At 47.2% G+C, this 18,286-nt stretch carries 19 protein-coding genes; 11 read left to right on the plus strand and 8 right to left on the minus strand.

Features of this window, described 5'->3' with window-relative positions:
* Positions 1-208: 208 nt before the first annotated feature.
* The 3 genes from ACY2RQ_RS02180 to ACY2RQ_RS02190 form a co-directional block, all read right to left on the minus strand.
* Positions 209-1,234, minus strand: coding sequence for an adenosine kinase (locus ACY2RQ_RS02180; protein ID WP_490111312.1), 1,026 nt, complete (start codon positions 1,232-1,234; stop codon positions 209-211).
* A 192-nt stretch (positions 1,235-1,426) separates the two neighbouring features.
* A complete protein-coding gene (locus tag ACY2RQ_RS02185) occupies positions 1,427-1,972 on the minus strand; it encodes a YaeQ family protein (RefSeq protein ID WP_490111313.1) in 546 nt (181 codons plus the stop codon).
* Positions 1,973-2,237: 265 nt separating this feature from the next.
* On the minus strand, positions 2,238-2,387 hold the full coding sequence (locus ACY2RQ_RS02190; RefSeq protein WP_490111314.1) for a hypothetical protein: 150 nt from the start codon (positions 2,385-2,387) through the stop codon (positions 2,238-2,240).
* Between the two features lie 180 nt (positions 2,388-2,567).
* On the opposite strand from ACY2RQ_RS02190, the gene ACY2RQ_RS02195 reads away from it, so the two are divergent.
* On the plus strand, positions 2,568-3,185 hold the full coding sequence (locus ACY2RQ_RS02195) for a MarC family protein (RefSeq protein WP_490111315.1): 618 nt from the start codon (positions 2,568-2,570) through the stop codon (positions 3,183-3,185).
* A gap of 79 nt (positions 3,186-3,264) precedes the next feature.
* Here ACY2RQ_RS02195 and ACY2RQ_RS02200 read toward each other — a convergent pair whose 3' ends face one another.
* A complete protein-coding gene (locus ACY2RQ_RS02200) occupies positions 3,265-3,933 on the minus strand; it encodes an isochorismatase family protein (protein WP_490111316.1) in 669 nt (222 codons plus the stop codon).
* Between the two features lie 366 nt (positions 3,934-4,299).
* Between ACY2RQ_RS02200 and ACY2RQ_RS02205 the strand changes: the two genes are divergently transcribed.
* The 7 genes from ACY2RQ_RS02205 (at position 4,300) to uppS (ending at position 10,506) form a co-directional block, all read left to right on the plus strand.
* Positions 4,300-4,836, plus strand: coding sequence for an NUDIX hydrolase (locus tag ACY2RQ_RS02205; protein ID WP_490111317.1), 537 nt, complete (start codon positions 4,300-4,302; stop codon positions 4,834-4,836).
* 304 nt (positions 4,837-5,140) lie between these two features.
* Positions 5,141-5,848 (plus strand): TIGR04282 family arsenosugar biosynthesis glycosyltransferase, encoded by a 708-nt coding sequence (locus ACY2RQ_RS02210; RefSeq protein ID WP_490111318.1) that lies wholly within the window; start codon positions 5,141-5,143, stop codon positions 5,846-5,848.
* The gene (locus ACY2RQ_RS02215; RefSeq protein WP_490111319.1) at positions 5,841-6,902 is read left to right on the plus strand and encodes a methyltransferase domain-containing protein; all 1,062 of its coding nucleotides are present in this window, start codon (positions 5,841-5,843) and stop codon (positions 6,900-6,902) included. The genes ACY2RQ_RS02210 and ACY2RQ_RS02215 overlap by 8 nt, the downstream gene beginning before the upstream one ends.
* A 14-nt stretch (positions 6,903-6,916) precedes the next feature.
* On the plus strand, positions 6,917-7,822 hold the full coding sequence (locus ACY2RQ_RS02220; protein WP_490111320.1) for a radical SAM protein: 906 nt from the start codon (positions 6,917-6,919) through the stop codon (positions 7,820-7,822).
* A 35-nt stretch (positions 7,823-7,857) separates the two neighbouring features.
* Positions 7,858-8,283, plus strand: coding sequence for an arsenate reductase ArsC (locus ACY2RQ_RS02225; protein WP_490111321.1), 426 nt, complete (start codon positions 7,858-7,860; stop codon positions 8,281-8,283).
* 50 nt (positions 8,284-8,333) lie between these two features.
* Entirely contained in the window at positions 8,334-9,041 is a 708-nt protein-coding gene (locus tag ACY2RQ_RS02230; RefSeq protein ID WP_490111322.1) for a glycosyltransferase, read from the plus strand.
* A 181-nt stretch (positions 9,042-9,222) separates the two neighbouring features.
* Positions 9,223-10,506, plus strand: a complete 1,284-nt coding sequence (uppS, locus tag ACY2RQ_RS02235; protein ID WP_490111323.1) for a polyprenyl diphosphate synthase — start codon at positions 9,223-9,225, stop codon at positions 10,504-10,506.
* Positions 10,507-10,548: 42 nt separating this feature from the next.
* Here uppS and ACY2RQ_RS02240 read toward each other — a convergent pair whose 3' ends face one another.
* Positions 10,549-11,880 carry a metallopeptidase TldD-related protein gene (locus tag ACY2RQ_RS02240; RefSeq protein WP_490111324.1) on the minus strand — a complete coding sequence of 444 codons (1,332 nt, stop codon included), beginning with the start codon at positions 11,878-11,880 and terminating at the stop codon, positions 10,549-10,551.
* Positions 11,873-13,354: a TldD/PmbA family protein gene (locus tag ACY2RQ_RS02245; RefSeq protein WP_490111325.1), complete on the minus strand. Its 1,482-nt coding sequence runs from the start codon at positions 13,352-13,354 to the stop codon at positions 11,873-11,875. The genes ACY2RQ_RS02240 and ACY2RQ_RS02245 overlap by 8 nt, the downstream gene beginning before the upstream one ends.
* Before the next feature lie 140 nt (positions 13,355-13,494).
* Here ACY2RQ_RS02245 and ACY2RQ_RS02250 point away from each other — a divergent pair, with 140 nt between their 5' ends.
* The 3 genes from ACY2RQ_RS02250 (at position 13,495) to ACY2RQ_RS02260 (ending at position 16,371) form a co-directional block, all read left to right on the plus strand.
* Positions 13,495-14,349, plus strand: coding sequence for a hypothetical protein (locus tag ACY2RQ_RS02250; protein WP_490111326.1), 855 nt, complete (start codon positions 13,495-13,497; stop codon positions 14,347-14,349).
* A gap of 303 nt (positions 14,350-14,652) precedes the next feature.
* Complete coding sequence (locus ACY2RQ_RS02255) at positions 14,653-15,282, plus strand: TetR/AcrR family transcriptional regulator (protein ID WP_490111327.1); 630 nt, start codon at positions 14,653-14,655, stop codon at positions 15,280-15,282.
* A gap of 504 nt (positions 15,283-15,786) precedes the next feature.
* Positions 15,787-16,371, plus strand: a complete 585-nt coding sequence (locus ACY2RQ_RS02260; protein ID WP_490111328.1) for a hypothetical protein — start codon at positions 15,787-15,789, stop codon at positions 16,369-16,371.
* 57 nt (positions 16,372-16,428) lie between these two features.
* Here ACY2RQ_RS02260 and ACY2RQ_RS02265 read toward each other — a convergent pair whose 3' ends face one another.
* Positions 16,429-16,854: a F0F1 ATP synthase subunit epsilon gene (locus tag ACY2RQ_RS02265; protein WP_490111329.1), complete on the minus strand. Its 426-nt coding sequence runs from the start codon at positions 16,852-16,854 to the stop codon at positions 16,429-16,431.
* Between the two features lie 17 nt (positions 16,855-16,871).
* Positions 16,872-18,260 carry a F0F1 ATP synthase subunit beta gene (gene atpD, locus ACY2RQ_RS02270; RefSeq protein ID WP_490111330.1) on the minus strand — a complete coding sequence of 463 codons (1,389 nt, stop codon included), beginning with the start codon at positions 18,258-18,260 and terminating at the stop codon, positions 16,872-16,874.
* Positions 18,261-18,286 lie beyond the last annotated feature (26 nt).

An 18,286-nucleotide genomic window follows, 5' to 3' on the forward strand; every position in this document is an offset into this window, starting at 1 on the left:
CTGGACGTGGCAAAGGGATGGTCAAGGATGGCCCCTGCGTTTATGGATATAAACGAGCTGTTGTGGACGACAGTTTCAGACTCAGGATGAGTCAGGAGATCAGGATGATCTTCTTCAGGGATGGAAGACAGGCATGTCTGAAATGGAATTTCAAAACGGGGTCATTGTTCGCAATGTCCCCGTTTTTATATTTAGCTGATGTTTCTTTTTAGCTAAGAGCTTCTGCTGCCATCACGTCTTTCAGAATCCTGCCATGCTTCTCAGCCTGCAGTCGCGGGCCATATCCTGAAACCACCTCCGCCGCAGCGGCACAGGCCAGCTCACCAGCTTTCTGGTAACCATATCCGGCCGTGATGCCGTGAAGGAAAGCTCCGGCGAACATATCCCCGGCACCATTGGTATCAACGGCTTCAACTTTACAGGGAGGAATATGCAGAAGGTTTTCACCGTTATAAACCAGGGCACCCTCTTCACCCAGGGTGATAACAAAAGTTTTGGCGATTGTTTTCAGGGTTTCTACAGCAACAGAAATATCTGTTGTGCTGGCCCAGCCCAGGGCTTCATCCCTGTTGGAAAACAGCAGATCAACGCCGTCGCCAATCATTGCTTCCAGCCCTTCCCGGAAGAATTGCACCATTCCGGGATCAGATAGACTGATAGCTGTTTTCACGCCATTAGCTTCTGCGATTTTACGGGCTTTGATGGCCGCCGGACGGCTGGCTTCAGAGGTGACAAGATAACCTTCAATATACAGGTACTCGGAGCGCTTGATGGCTTCTTCATTAATTTCCCGGGAAGACAGGGTTTCACTGATACCCAGGAAGGTATTCATGGAGCGTTCCGCATCCGGGGTAACAAGTACCAGACACTTACCGGTAATACCTTCATGGTTATCTGTCAGATCACAGGTGGTTACACCCGCTGCTTTCATATCCTGTAGATAAAAGTCACCATTTTCATCGCTGGCAACCCTGCTGGAGTAGAACACATCACTGCCAAAATAACTGGCCGCGATAATTGTGTTAGCTCCGGAACCACCACTGGCACGGCGTGAGAAAACCAGGTGATCTTTCAGTGCTTTCATCAGCTTGTACTGACGTTCCTCATCAACCAGGGTCATTAAACCCTTCTCCACACCATTCGCAGCGAGAAAAGCATCATCTACCTCAATTTCGGTATCCACCAATGCCGCGCCCATGCCATAAATATGGTAGTTTTTTATAGTATCTTGCATAAATGAAAAACAGGCAGGAGAAATGCTCCCACAATCTTCCTTTGTCAGAGAAAAGTTTTGCCAGTTAATTTGCGGCTACTAAAAACAGTAAATGGAATCCAGCCAGCTCATACTTATTATTAAAAACCGAAGTTCAATACAGCGGCAAACTACTAATGCTAGCACAAACCTTTCTTAGCTTCCTTTCCTGTTTTAATCTGCCCTTATCCAGCCTTCCGGACGCACATCCACTAAACCGCCTTCGCTGCTCAGCATAATTTCACCATCCTGAATGGTGCACTGAATGCTCATGGTTCGCTCTACCAAATCCGCCATGGCAGTGACCTGCTCTTCCGGTACAAATACGACCTTGAGGTTTTCAAAACGGGAAAACACAGATTTGTGCTGATCCCGCCATACCGGCGCTGCGTTATCGCCGTAGGCATACACAATCACCTGCTGGGATTGATGGCAAGCCTTGCGCAAACGTTTTTCATCCGGCAGACCGGTTTCAATCCACAGCTCTATATCTTCTATCAGGTTCTTTGCCCAAAGATCCGGTTCGTCATCTGTGCTCAGACCACGGGTGAACTGCAGGTTCTCGGAGGCATTCAGGGCAAAAGCCAGCACCCGCACCATCATTCTTTCGTTATTTTCAGAAGGATGTCTGGCAATAGTCAGGTTATGGCTTTCGTAATAGCCGCGATCCATATCGGCTATCTGCAAATCAACTTTGAAAATCGTGGCTTTAATAGCCATGGGAATCTCCCTGAAAGGGTGAAAAATTTGAACCGATGCAATGTACCTGACCTTCGGATGTGTCACTTCCACATGGCCCAGACAGTTCTCCGTCGCAGGAAACACAGGGTTATTACTGCCAGAAATGATGTCTGCGCTGGCAAGATACATCGCCCCTCCAGACCAGCGATGAAGTTTTGTAGCAGCAGTCTGTACGGGATAACTTATAAGTTCTGAACAGGGTTGCATAGAAATATTAATGAGCATTATGTCCATAATTACTGCTTCAGATCACCACCAAACGTCGTCGTTCGTCCTGGCTGTGGGCCAGCCCGAAGAAATCACCGTTCCATTTAGCCAGTTCACCCACATCCTCAGTGGAATACGCATATACAGCACGATATAGGTTATATGTCGTGCGACTTCCTGTCGTCATTTTCAGGAGAATGTGATCACAGTCATATCCGGCCGGGACAAGAGCAAACTCCTGTCACATTCGTTTATACGGGTGCAAGGCAGGTCAGAAAACCGGTTATCTTTCCTCAAATATCTAGACATTCTAATCTATAAAATTAAAATGACTGCTCCTAAAATGATGTTGTTATAAACAGGTTAAATGATGGATGGTTTTATAGGTCACCTGATCACAGTTTTCTTTGGATTTTTCGCTATTATGAATCCACTTGCTAATACGACTGTATTTGTCGGGTTAACAGGAGAATTAGAAGAAGATCAAAAAACTCGAATCGCTAGAAAGTCTTTAATACTTACTTTTTTTATTATTCTCTTATTCGCCGCCCTGGGTAAAACTCTTTTCACATTTTTTGGGATAACTTTACCTGCATTGAGAGTCACAGGCGGGATTTTAGTATTTATAATTGGTTACCATATGCTACAGGGTGAAGGTTCCTCATTGCATAGTTCAAAAAAAAGTGCGGATTCTTTAGCTGTTTCTCCTCTTGCAGTACCAATCTTAGCTGGGCCTGGAACAATTGCGACAGCAATGAACTTTTCAGCGAGCGGAGGCTGGTTTGAAATTATCTCAACACTATCAATATTTTTGATTCTGTGTTTTGTTACATATATTTGCTTTATTTTTGGTGATAAAATAATCAAAAAGCTTGGTGAAAGCGCACTTCAAATAATTACTCGTTTAATGGGCTTGATTCTATCGGTTATTGGCGTTCAAATGTTAATAGAAGGTATATTTGGTGCGATAAAAACCTTCCAGTAATCGAAAGATAACAATTAAAATCAGGTGTACTTGAGGCGCACCTGATTTTTACGTTATACGTCAAGAACAATAACAGTCTTCATTTCCATTCACACCATGAACCCAATTTACTTTCTGTATCATTAATAATATCTATTCCTGGATGTTCAATCTTTGCAAGGCGCCAGAAATCATTTATTTCTTCTTCAGTATAAGAAGATGGAATATTAAGATCTCTATCAACTTTAACAGGAAAACCTGATTCTGATGCCCCTATAGCTGTTCGCATTACACATTTAGCATCATAACACCCCACCGGGAAAACAGAGAAAACTCCCATACTATCAAGATAATCCACCAGTTTTCCATGGAGAGTTGTTTCAACATCTTCAAAGCTTTTTGTCATGGAAGCATCTGCAAAAGCATTATCTTTTAATTTAAAAAAACGTTTATAGTAAACATTCTTCCTGGCTTCAACATACAACTCATCAATTGTATTAGTATATTCATAGTTCTGCTTCGTTGGTAAGGATGGATTTTCAGAAGCAAATGGATTGACATTCACATCAACAACTACAACTCCAGTTCTATCTGCAAATGTCTTTAGCAATTCAACCTGAGCTTTTATGATGTCTTCACTGCCTTGGAAACCAGGCATAAAACCTTTTTGCATATCAATTATCAAAATAGCTATTATTCTTCCGCTCTTCAATTCACTTTCAATCATAGCTTTCGTTTGTTCAATATTTGAATAAACAAAACTACTCATAAAAATACATGTTATGAATAGAGATAGAATATACACAAGACAACAACCAATGAAGAAGTGTTGATGCAGTATAGATAAAAATATAGGGTACCATCCCGAAGTCCCTCATACTTTGAAAACACCAGTATGCCCTTGTAACCGGATCACAACCAAGTGTTCTTGATATTGAGCGTTCTATCTTTCTGGTTACCCTTGGAACATGGTATTGGGTGCTGTTAGCCTTGCCTCTGTCCCTTTATCTTTAAACTGTTACATTTTATCCGGTATTTAAACAGATAATTACGGAACTCATGTATACAGGCGGGGTCTAACCTCGCCAGCAGTCTCTGTGACTGAAAACCCAACAAACAAACCGGCGCTGGCGTAATGAAACTCACAAAGTTCCTCAAAGCTCTCCCCTTAAATCCCCCCCTCTTCAAGGCACTACCCTTACTGGCTTTCCTTGCTATGGCCACAGGCTGTCAGAAGACGCCTGCACTTAACTGCCCCTATAGTGCAGATCAGTCAAAGCCTGCCAATGCCGGGTGCCTGATAACCCGGGGAGATGAAGTTCTGGTTATAACCATGCGCCTGAGTGGCAAACAGTCTCTTCCCGGAGGCACCAGTGATAACGGGGAAAGCCCCCGCTGTACAGCGTTGAGGGAAACCCATGAAGAGACCGGGTTGAATGTGACTGTTCATGAACTACTCGGGACATTTGACAACAACTTCCATGTTTTCCGCTGTGAACTGGCTATCACTGAACAGCAACCCGACCCGTTGGACTGGAAAGAGGTCAGCGATGTGTCCTGGCGTTCCTGGTTGTCTCTAAATTATGACAACTGGCGTTATCCCAAGCATTTCCAACAGACCCGGGAGATGATAAAAAAACAGATTTCCGGTCTTAGCAAACAGATCGACTGACAGACCGAGCCAGGCTGACCTGGCGTAAATTCTGTGTAGATTTCAACAGTCTGACCATGATCACGGAAACCGGCACCAGTAATAAACTATAGGCTCTTTATGGATTCCGGGGAGCTTACGGCTCTTGCCGCTTTCCAGAACATGTCTGCTCACTTCAACGGTGCTCCGGACTTACCCTCCCAGGAATTATGTTATATTTCTCAAAAAAAAATGGTAATAGCTGCATCCATATAACGACAGAGTCCGTACAAAAGAACAAACGTTCTGTTGTTATTTCCATGTATTAATAACTATAAAACAGGCCATGAAGAAGCCAATCTCCCAGTTATCTACAGCCCTTGTGGTGGTGTGTAAAAAACCGGCTATTCACCATGGGAAACAGCGCATTGCCACCTCCCTGGGCGCAGATACAGCACTGGCTATAGCGGAGCGATTGCTCAACTGTACTCTGGAAGATGCCCAGCTATGGCCCGGGCCTCTGATTATTTCCCCTTCCCGTACTGAGGATATTGAATGGGCCGAAAGCCTGTTAAAACGGGACTACACAGTTATCCCCCAAAGGGAAGGCAATCTGGGTGAACGCCTTAACAACCTCGACAGAACCCTCCGCTCCCAGGGCTTAAGCAGATTATTGTTTATTGGCAGCGATGCCCCCTCCCTATCGGTCAGATCCCTTTTAGACGCGGCCCAGGTACTCAGGGAATATAAAGTCGTTTTAAGTCCTTCCCGGGATGGTGGTGTTGTGCTTATGGGTAACAGCGCCCCATGGCCATCTATGACATCCCTCCCCTGGAGTACCGAATATCTTGGCCAGGCGCTCTCCGGGCTCTGTCGTGCATCGGGTTTATCTGTGTGTTACACCTCCCCCGGTGAAGATATTGATACCGAGGAAGACCTGCTAAGGCTTCTTCCTGAGTTACACAAAGATTTACGACCAGCCAGGCAGGAACTGGTTCGGTACATAACATCAGTTTTCAACAGTTCAGACAGAAGGATTTCAGACCATGCCTGATTTCGTTAAAGAGCAGGTACAGGATTATTACGGAAAAACACTGCAGGGTTCCGATGACCTGCAAACCAACGCCTGTATGACAGACGGCAGCATGCCCAACTACCTGAAAAAGGCTCTGGCCAATATCCACGACGAGGTTCTGACCAGGTATTATGGCTGTGGCCTGATCCACCCGGAACAATTGAAAGGTGCCCGGATTCTGGATCTTGGCAGTGGTTCCGGTCGGGACTGTTACGCACTGGCCCAACTGGTGGATGAAGACGGTTATGTGGTCGGTGTAGATATGACCGATGAACAGCTGGATGTGGCCAACCGCCATATTGATTACCACAGAGAAAAATTCGGCTATGCCAAAGCCAATACCGAGTTCCGCAAAGGCTATATCGAAAAGCTGGATGAACTGAACCTGGAAAGCGACAGCTTCGATATTATTGTTTCCAACTGCGTGATTAACCTTTCCCCCGATAAAGAAGCTGTTCTGCGGGAAGCTTATCGTCTTCTTAAGCCTGGTGGTGAACTCTATTTCTCCGATGTGTACTCCGACCGCCGTGTACCAAAAGAGCTGGTTGATGACCCTGTTCTGTACGGAGAATGCCTGAGCGGCGCGCTCTACTGGAATGACTTCCATAACCTGGCGAAAAAAGCCGGTTTTGCCGATCCTCGGCTGGTTGAAGACCGTCCCATCACCATCGATAACAAAGACATTGAAGAGTTCATCGGACATATTCGCTTCTTCTCAGCCACCTATCGCCTGTTCAAACTTCCGGAGCTTGAAAGCCATTGCGAAGATTACGGCCAGGCGGTGATCTACAAAGGCACGATAGAGCACCATCCCCAGGTATTCTGGCTGGACAGCCACCATAAAATCGAGAAAGGCAAAGTCTTCCCTGTCTGCGGCAATACCTGGCAGATGCTCCATGAAACGCGATTCCGGGAACACTTTGAGTTTATCGGTGATTTCTCCACCCACTACGGCATTTTTGAAGGCTGTGGCACCAATCTGCCCTTTGAAACGTCCGCAGCCACCACCGATACCGGCGGTGGCTGCTGCTGACAGGAGACAAAGGCATGGAAAAAAGTCAGTCATGGTCATTTACCCCGGATGGTTCGCCCCGGGGGTATATACAACCTCACCAACTGAAAGAGTTGTGGTTCCATACCGGAACCCGCTGCAACCTGAGTTGCAGCTTCTGCCTGGAAGGTTCTACACCTTCCAGCAAGCGGCTGGATGCGCCGACACTGGAAGAGGTAAAGCCTTATATTGATGAGGCCATAGAGCTGGGTGTTGAACAGTTCTCTTTTACCGGCGGCGAGCCTTTTGTAATCAAGGATATTATTAAAATCCTTGATTACGCTTCTCAGAAGCGTCCCTGCCTGGTGCTGACCAATGGCACAAGGCCGTTAATTAAGCGGCTTGATGATCTGCTGCCTTTACAAAGTAATCCTTTTCCAATTTCTTTCAGAATCAGCCTCGATCACCCCGACGCCAGGACCCATGACGCAGGCCGTGGAACAGGCAGCTTTGCCGATGCCCTGGCAGGCATGAAGCTTCTGCACCAGAGAGGTTTCTCAATCTCCCTTGCCCGCCACATGGACAAGGACGAGAACAAACAGGAAGTTGAAAGTCAATTCAGCGATCTTTTTGCCCTGAATGGCCTCCCATCGGACCTGAAACAAGTGGCCTTCCCGGACTTTCTACTGCCCGGCTCCCTGCCTAATGTTCCCCATGTGTCCACAGACTGCATGACCCGCTACCAGACAGAAGAAAGTCGTCGTGAGTTTATGTGCGCTTTCTCAAAAATGATTGTGAAACAGCGCGGAAAAATGCGGGTATATGCCTGCACACTGGTTGATGACGATGAAGAATATGACCTGGGTGATAACCTGCAGGAAAGCCTGCACGAAACCATCAGCATGAAACACCACCGTTGCTACAGCTGCTTCGCCTTTGGCTCATCCTGCAGTGAATTGTGAAACAAAGAAGAAACCAGTAATTCAGGACGAATATTATGAAGACAACAAAAATACTGTTTCTGTGCACCGGCAATTCCTGCCGCAGCCAAATGGCCGAAGGATGGGCCAGAACCCTTCTGGATGAACGGTTTGAAGTATTTTCCGCTGGTATTGAAGCCCATGGACTGAACCCGTCCGCCATTGCGGTTATGGAAGAAGCGGGGGTGGATATCAGCCAGCAACACTCCCAGACATTAACCGAACTGGATTACGATAATTTCGATTACATCTTTACTGTATGCGACCATGCTCGTAAAACCTGCCCGATACCCAGACAGGGCAAAGTGGTTCTTCATCAATTTGATGATCCACCAAAATTGTCAAAAAATGCGCCTACGGAAGATGAAGCACTGAACATCTACCGTCGTGTACGTGATGAAATCAAAGTGTGGGTTGAACAATTGCCAGCGCAAATCTGCTGAAATCAATGCTTTTAAACCCAATGCTTTTGAAACCAGTACTTTTGAAACCAATGCGCGATAAAAGCACTCCACTTCTTTCGGTCATTATTCCCATAGGGCCTGATGAATCGGAATGGCCAGCACTGCTGGACCAGCTTCACCTTCTTCCCAAGGGCAGTGAGGTTATTCTGGTGGGCTACTCCCGGGAGCTGCGCCCAGGCCAGCTGGATAATATTCCCCAAAGTCTGAGTCACCTTCACTGGCACTGGTGCAGCAGTAAACAGGGCCGGGCAATACAACTCAACACTGGAGCCAGCATAGCCTCCGGTGAATATTTATGGTTTCTCCATGCTGATACTTTACTGGTAAAAGACAATATAAAGACACTTCTATATTCAATAAGTCAGTTCCCAGAGCATCTGTATTATTTTGATCTCTGGTTTCACGATAAACACACCACACTGCTGGTAATAAATGAGTGGGGAGCCAGATTGCGCTCCAATTTGCTTGGCACGCCTTTTGGTGATCAGGGCTTTTGCATAAGCAGAAATCAATTCGCTGAGCTGGGGGGATACTCTGTTTCAGCCTCCTACGGTGAAGACCATTTACTGGTTTGGAAGGCCCGACTGCAAGGTATCAAACTGCGCCCCTGCCACTCCAGGCTGGCCACCAGCGCCAGAAAGTACCTGCAGGCCGGGTGGTTAAACCTCACTCTGAAATATCAGCGTTTATGGATAAGACAGGCTTTACCAGAATTTATGCGCCTTTTAAGAAAGTGATACTGGCTGGTAAATAATAGAATCGCAGCTAAACATATTCTTCCTGACGGAGGGTTTTATGTTTTGCTTACGACAATACATATTTAGAAGCTGGTTTATCACTCGCCCCATAATCTGGCTGCTTGTTTGCCTGCCTCTATCATTTTTTCCTCCATCATTTAAAGCTGCCAGTCCAAGCTACTTGCCATTAGAGGAACAGTTAAAACAGCAACTGCAGGAGCGTACTTTTGACAGCAGTTTTCTTTCGGATGACCAATTACTCTATCGCCTTCACACCTACGGTTTTCTTAGCACCCCTGACCTGATCCAGACTCTCACTTATCCTCCGGAATCCAGAGAACATCTGCTTGAACAGCTGTTACCGGATATACCTATGGCAGGGCTGTTGCTTGTCTCCAAAACCGAAAATCCTGAGTCTCTGCACCAGTGGTATAAATCCCTTCAGCCAGAGCAGAAGAAAGTTATACGCTCCCAACCAGAGTACTGGATATCGGCGGATAAATACCTTCCCGGCCGTATGCTGGGACATTTGAGGGAAGGGCTACCTGAAAACATCATAACCCGGATTTTACATCAGTTTGGTCTGCCTGTTGGAAACAAACACACCAACCTGATAACCCTTTTAAAATATCTTCCTGAAAATGCAACACTGACGACAAACCTCGCGACAGAACTCTCCGCCACCAGCCAGCCACTTTTAAAGAAACTGTTTTCCGGCCTTCTTCCCCCTGTAGCAGGGATTATCCAGCCAAAATCCCTGGTAAAAAAACCGCAGCATATTGCCATCATCATGGACGGGAATAACCGCTGGGCCAGGGAACATAACCTGCCAACCTATGCAGGTTATATCGCTGGTTTCTCAGCCCTTAGAGAAACCCTCTCCGTTGCCTTGAGTTATAATATCCCGGCTATCACCGTGTTCGCTTTCTCCCGGAGAAACTGGAGCCGCCCTCCTGAGCAGGTCAATATTATCCTTCAGCTGAATGAGTATTTTGTCCTGCAACAGCAGGACGAACTTAAAGAACTGGGGATAAGACTGCGCTTTATCGGGGACAGAACATCCCTGCCCTCGTCTTTGCAAAAAGCCATGGCACAGGCAGAACAGGTTACCTCCGGTGGCCAGAAACTCACCCTGACTATCGCCAATAATTACACCGCCCGATGGGATATACTACAGGCTGCCAGCCAGACTCTTCCCGGCGAAAAACTGACTGAACTATTGTTTTCCCAAAGGCTCTCAACCGCTTATTTACCAGATCCGGACCTGCTTATACGTACAAGCGGAGAGCAGCGACTCAGTGATTTCCTGCTTTGGGAGGTTGCCAATACAGAGTTCTGGTTTACCAGAAAGTACTGGCCTGACTTTACCGCGAAGGATATGGAGCAGGCGCTGGAGTCCTTTGCCGGACGAAACCGCCGTTTTGGACAAAGCTCATCGTCACCTGTCAACACAAAGGCTTTTTGATTTTTCAGGAAAAATCAGATCAATAACAAGAAAAAATCCATGTCAAAAAGTGAATGTCATACCATTAACCAGCGCGCCGGGTAGAACATAGTTCCCCGGCTGACGCAAACCAAAAAACACAGGGTCTGCCAATGTATCCCTGTATCGAGTTAAAGACGCCAGCTTATACCCGAATATGCTTAACAGGCTGTCATTAAAGCGCATAGGAGATATTGGCTGTGTCATCTCACCATTTCTCACTTCAAAACAGGCGTAGCGGGTCATACCTGTCATACGGGCAGAATTTTTCTCTGACCAGTTCAGGTACCAGAGGTTGCTGATATAAAGCCCGTCACCAATTTCTCTGCAGATATCCTCCTGCTCCAGGGTTCCTTCTTTCATGACCAGGTGATCCGGTCTGTCGGCCAGATCCCAGTTTTCCGTCTCTGCCCCCCCCGTAAAAGGAACATTATATTTTCCTGCGGTGACCGGGCCGGCAATCAGGGATTTTCCCATTCCGTTTTCTACCAGTGACAGGGTTTCCGGGCGGATATATCCCTGCTTCTGGAACTGTGGCACCACACCTGCGCCACAACTCTGGAACAAAGACACCAGACTGTTCATAACCGGCTTATCACCATAAAAGCCATCCAGCCATGTATCCTTTTCTTTATATCTTCGGGCACTGAAATCAGCCCCTCGGAACAATTCATAAACTGCAGCCGGAGCGAGATAAACCCGGTAATCCCCACGGTCAGGCGTTGTTATTGGGCGGGATAACAAGGCTCCCCGCTGTTTGACTGAGTGAAAACGCTGTTGAAAGGAATCAGGGTTCCAACGGGAGCCGGAGAACTGATCTTTAACCGCTTTCCCCTCACCAAAGTGAACGGAGTAATCCAGGCAAAAGCTGTGGTTCTCAAACCAGTGATGATGTCCGAGTGAACTGCCAAAAGCATTGAAGATCCAGCCACTGAGGAGTAGTCCCACCATATCTGTTCCTTCGACACAGGCCAGAACATCCCTGACTATCGCCTTACTGCAAAAGCTTTTTTCCGGTGATATAGAACGACTGCAGAAAGGCTCCTGGCTGAAACTGAACTCCGGATCTGGCGGTACAACCTCCAGCCGGCTTCTGAGCTTTCGTATCAATTTAGTGATATTGAAACGATCCTGTACCGGAACCATGGAGAGTGTCAGTGTTTCCGATGCATGGCGATTTTGCTCGGTCAGAGTGACCGTCAGCTGGGTTCTGTCTATATCCCCGCACTGACGAATCAAACCATGATTAAAACGGCAGAAGTCTGTTTTCTCCCCCTCCATCCAGGCAATCCAGCTCTCTTCCCGTGAAATTATTCCATCCAGAAACCGGCAGAGGGAGGAAAAATATTCAACCATGCCCCCCTCCAAATGTTTCGACGTCAGTGAACAGACAGGCAGGTACAGAATGGCCAACGGCAATCACCTGTCCTGGCTCCGATTTACCACAATATGGAGAACCGAGAATTTCAACTGTATCTCTGTTTCCTACGGCTTTCAGGTTTCTCCAGAAGATCGCTGACGTGCCCCTGTACCCGGGATTTTTTACAATCCCCTTTCTTTCCCCGTTTTCAATCAACTCCCCCCACTCACAGCCAAACTGGAACTTGTTACGGGAATCATCAATGGACCAACTGCGGTTAGTCTTCATCAATACACCTTTCTCTACACTCTGGAGCATCTCATCAAAACCAGAAGTCCCCGGTTCCATATTAATATTGGCTATGCGATCGACAGGCGGCCTGTACCAGCTTTCTGCACGACTACAGGCAACTGTTTCACCAGTATTATTGTTTTCCTGATGTTTCCCAAAACGGGCACAGGAAATACGCCCTCCCAGAAGCTTCTTTAGTATTCCCTTTTCAATTAACAGCTCTTTTCTTGCTGGCTCTCCATCATCATCCCAGCCATAACTGCCCGATTCTGTTTTGTCTGCAGGATCAAAGGAGATATTCATTAACTCACTGCCGTAGCGGTAAGAACCGATCATATCTCTGGTTATAAAACTGGTTCCCGCCATATTCCTCTCGTCCCCCAGAATACGATCAAGCTCCAGGGGGTGCCCGACAGATTCATGAACCTGAAGCACCATCTGGTCGGGCATAAGCACAATATCCTGTGTAGTCTCCGGGCATTCCGGTGCCTCCAGCAACTGTAGAGCTTCCTCAGCTATACGAACGGTTTGGTCCGGCGCGTTATAAATATGCTCCAGACCACCTTGCCGGGCATGGAGGCCAGAGTGCCCGCTTCCCATTGAACGAATCTGGCTTTCACCTTGATGATGGGCCAGCACGGAAAGCCCGGGAATCAGCCAGCTTCGGTTCTGCCTGCATATATTGCCGTTGGTGTAAAGGAAAGAAGAAGTTTGATTAATATAATTCAGGCTGGCAAAACGCCCGATAATTTTGCTGTTAAGCTCCATTGTTCGAGTTTCACTGATGAGCATGTCCAGCTTCTCTTTTAAGGACCAGGATAACCAGGGAATCACCTCCTGAACCTCAAACTCCTCTGCCGGTCGGGGCATTTTAATATTCCGGTAATCAAATACGCTTTGCTTCCGGCTTAACTCTGCCCAGTCAGAAGCTCGTTCAATGGCATACCTGATTCCTTCCCGGTCCAGTCTCGAAGTTGCCGCATACCCCAGACCACCTTTATGCATCACTGTGATCATTATTCCTGCATCAACATCTGTGTGATGGTGATCAAGCTTATCGTTCTGGACTTTTATTGACTCCCTGCTGGTAGAAACATGGCGCAGGGAGCAGAAATCCACCGCCGGGGCACAGGCAAGAAAGCTCTTTTGAATATGTTCCGGAAATAACGTCATTTGCATTTATGGGAAATAACACCTGAACCAGCATAGCAGCCGGATTACAAACCGAACCTACTGTTACATATCCCAACAGTTTTCTCCCTGATCTTTCCATAGAACCAGCTACTTTTACTCCCGTTTCGATGCTGAAGGGGTGTGCTGTGAATTGTTTTTTTAACCGGGGACTTACCGTAACCATCTACTGCTTTACCATTTCTGTGATTTTTAGCTCCTCCTTACATGCCTCAGACAAGAGCACAGAAAAACTCCTCGATTGTATTTCTGATACGGTTTATACCCGCAAGGCCGATCCTGCTTCTTTGATCAGTCTCGCATCCATGCTCTCAGATTCGCTGAGGGGAAAGGGCAACCAGGATGAAATAACCGGCGATATAGCCCAGTGTCAGGATATTCAGGAAACCAGCAAGGGTTTACCTGTCCAGGATATTAATCTCTACCTGGCCCGGATTACTGATCTGCCGGTAAGTAAAGGAATAAGAAAACTTCTCACTGGTTTTGCCAATCCCACCTTTACCTGCAGGCAGGCTGAGTTAAGCAGAAGCCTTAAACCAGCCATTTACGGACTAACAATGAGCTATGGAATAGGCCTTTGCAAAAGCACACTGGGTACGCAATGGATAGAATTTCGGCCATCCTTTGAACTTCAAGCTGGATTAGGTGTAAACAAGTCAGTCTCTATTAACTATGGCTGGGATAAACCGAAACCTTACAGCGACAGTTTTCTAAGAATCACCCCAAGAGCCTCAATTGAAGCCGCAGCCATGGCCACTGTCCGACTGTCCAGCAGGGGGCAATATATGCCCAACACTTACGGTCTTGGCCTGACCATAAATCCGGATGTAGCAAGATCTCCTGCAGCCCAGAACGATAAAAACGCGGCTCTGGCAACCGTTTTTAAACTGGCCGCTGGGGCCGGAGCGCAACTCAACCTAACCGTTTACAACCTCGATAAGGATTACGACTATCTCTACACATTAATGCACGGTTCCATATAGCAATAGCACGGGTTCAATAATAAGTCGCTCACTCTAAACAGTGTTCACCACAAACCACTGAACACTGTTTTTCTTACCTGATAACTGAACATTGTTCCGTTATAAAAACAGCAAACAGTGTTCAGTACATTTCCTGTTTTCTGGACACTGTTCAGTTCTTTTTCCTCAGGTTTTCTTGACGTCCCCGGTATAGAGCCTCCATTCTGAATAAAACAGTGTTCAACAGGTTTTCCTGAACACTGTTTTCCAAAGTCGTTGTAAAACTGAACATTGATCAAAGTATTCAGAAGGACGGCCAGGGATATGGCAAGAAGAAATGAGCACTCCAAAGAAGAACTGCAACAGCTTGCGTTAAAAGCTACCAAAAACTTTCTTAACCATTATTCCCCACAGGAACTGAGCCTGCGAAAAGTCGCCAAACTGATCGGTTATTCTCCCGCGACAATTATCAATAGTTTTGGCAGTTATGCTGAATTACTTCAGGCAGCGAACGCAGAAACCCTGGATGAAGTACATCAGCTCTCCCGTTTAGCGATAAAAGACGAAAATAACCCACAAGCAGCTCTGCGTAAGCTGGCCCGGATTTATCTGGGATACGCAAGAAAATACCCCCATCGCTGGCACTTGGCTTTTGAGCACCGTATTCCTGAACAAACATCAGTTCCAGAATGGCAGCAGCAGCGTATTAACCGATTGTTTGCCTTGTTTACGGAACAACTGAGCCGGGCAGCCACAGGAAAACGCAGCCTTCAGGATGTGCATATCGCTTCGCGGGTTGTCTGGGCAGGAGTACATGGGATTTGCCTGTTGTCCGCTGATGGTGGAGCGATTTCAGAAAAACATGTGTCAGGGGAACAAATGCTGGACTCTTTTTTAAAAAGTTACCTCCGCAGTTGGGTTTTGCCGGAACGTTTATCCACAGTTTTTCCCTGAGCAGTATCATTCACTGCCTTTTGTTTTCTTTCGCTTCTTTTTTTGGGTCTATAGTGCTTAAATTATCTGGGACTTCTGTTTTATTTTTCTCTCAATAAATTCTTTAAAAACAACCTTTTAAGACCAAAAACCCAATACCGGTATTGCAGGTATTTTACTGTATATAATTTATCCACAATTATGTACTGATAGTCTATTTAACACTGTTTAAATGGGAAGTAAGATCCTTCCATCCACAGGAAAAGCACATGACTTTTCCCTGGAATACAAACCTCTTAAACACGACATTTCAAAAAATCAGTCTGAGGCTCAAATTCGCTAAAAGCCTGGTCAACTCAGAATCAGGAGGACTGGTTCGGATTATGTCTATACTCCTTATCCCTCCTCGACCTTTTCTCCTCCACATTTATGTTTTACTTACCCAAAATCCTTCAGGTCAGCGTCACACTTCATATCATCTTATATTCAGTTTGGTCCCACGCGGGTTATAAGGAGTTTGCCGCATTGGTAGATAGCCTTGCCGGCGAAGAGAAGAAGGTCGCTATTATTTTTTTTGATTTTTCCGATAACAGGCTGTTCTTTGATGAGAGATTCATTTTTGCAGATATTGGCCATAACCCCAATGTTCACTATATAGATATCAATGTTCCCGGAAATATTCGAAACCCAGACTTGATTAAGACGCTTCTCGAGTATAAAAACACGTTTATCCTCCATCGCATCAGCGGTATACAAAATAATCCAGTGGATATAGATGCAGGTGAACGAGAGTCTGGCCGGCAGGTTGTTGCTCAGCTATGGGATTACATGGAGAAAAACGATATTCAATCAGTGCTGACAGTTGGCAATGATTTCCACGGCAACCTCACCGGAATGATCCAGGAACTAGCCACCAGAAAAGAGGTTTATGTTGATACTGATCTCAATAGAATCGTTCCCATAGGCTCCCTGGAGTACAGTGATATTCGCAACCCACGGAGAGAAGAAATACGCCGGAATCGGCGGGCATGGGAGAAGTTTTTCCAGGAGAACCCAGCTATAAAATCCACAGATAGAGCAATAGTTGAAAGCTATTGTGATCTCGGATAATAAAAAACCCTGCCGCCTTCCGGTAACAGGGTTTTAGATGTTGATAAAAACTGTGGCTTACTTGCCCAGCTTCTTCCGAATCGCCTGCAGAGTACGCAGCTGAGCGGCAGCTTCAGCCAGCTGGGTTGCGGCACGACTATAGTCGAACTCGCCCTGCTGGTTCGCCAGTGCTTGCTCAGCCTGCTTCTTGGCCTGTTCTGCGGCAGCTTCATTCATATCATCGGCACGCAGAGCAGTGTCTGCCAGCACCTTAATCTGATTAGGCTGCACTTCCAGAAACCCACCAGAGATGTAGTAGATCTCTTCTTCGCCACCCTGGCGCCTCACCCGGATAGGACCAGGTTTCAGCGAAGTGATCAGAGGGGTGTGACCAAGACCAATACCGAGGTCACCCTCAGCACCAGTAGCCACAACCATCTCAACCAGACCGGAGAAGATATCGTCTTCTGCACTTACGATGTCACAGTGAACGCTCATCGCCATGGTCAAATTCCTCTGTTTTACAGGGTCTTGGCTTTCTCAACAGCTTCGTCGATACCGCCAACCATGTAGAACGCCTGTTCGGGCAGGGAATCGTATTCGCCTTCCAGAATGCCCTTGAACGCACGAATGGTCTCTTTCAGAGGTACATACTTACCGGGAGAACCGGTAAATACTTCCGCAACGAAGAACGGCTGGGACAGGAAACGTTCGATCTTACGGGCTCGGGATACGGTTTGCTTGTCTTCTTCAGACAGTTCGTCCATACCCAGGATCGCGATAATGTCTTTCAGTTCCTTGTAGCGCTGCAGTACAGTCTGCACGCCACGAGCTACATCGTAGTGTTCCTGACCGATAACCAGAGGATCCAGCTGACGAGAGGTGGAATCCAGAGGATCGATCGCAGGGTAAATACCCTTGGAAGCGATATCACGGGACAGTACTACAGTCGCATCAAGGTGGGAGAAGGTGGTGGCCGGAGAGGGGTCAGTCAAGTCATCCGCAGGTACGTATACGGCCTGGATGGATGTGATAGAACCCGTCTTGGTAGAAGTGATACGTTCCTGCAGAACGCCCATCTCTTCTGCCAGAGTCGGCTGATAACCTACTGCGGAAGGCATACGACCCAGCAGTGCCGATACTTCGGTTCCTGCCAGTGTGTAACGGTAGATATTATCTACGAAGAACAGTACGTCACGACCTTCGTCACGGAACTTCTCAGCCATGGTCAGACCGGTCAGTGCCACACGCAGACGGTTTCCGGGGGGCTCATTCATCTGGCCGTAAACAAGGGATACCTTGTCGATTACGTTGGAGTCGGTCATTTCGTGATAGAAGTCGTTACCTTCACGGGTACGTTCACCAACACCAGCGAAAACGGAGAAGCCGGAGTGCTCAATAGCGATGTTCCGAATCAGCTCCATCATGTTTACGGTTTTACCTACACCGGCACCACCGAACAGACCAACCTTACCACCTTTGGCAAACGGGCAAACCAGGTCGATGACCTTGATGCCGGTTTCCAGCAGTTCGTTGCTGGCTGCCTGCTCAGCGTAAGAAGGCGGCGCACGGTGAATGGACATACGCTCTTCTTCACCGGGCTCATCAAAAATGGGGCCCTTTTCATCAATCGGGTCACCCAAAACGTCCATAATCCGGCCCAGGGTCTTGGTGCCCACGGGAACCTGTATAGGCGCATTGGTGTTGTTGGCCACCAGGCCACGGCTCACACCTTCGGTGGAACCCAGGGCGATAGCCCGAACGATGCCGTCACCCAGCTGCTGCTGGACTTCAAGGGTCAGTTCCTTACCGTCAACCTTCAGGGCGTCGTAGACCTGGGGAACGGAGTCACGGGGGAACTCGACGTCAATAACGGCGCCGATGATCTGTACGATACGACCGCTACTCATGTGATATTCTCACCTCACTATTCATT

This window comes from Parendozoicomonas sp. 209JJ7-1, from assembly GCF_058147085.1.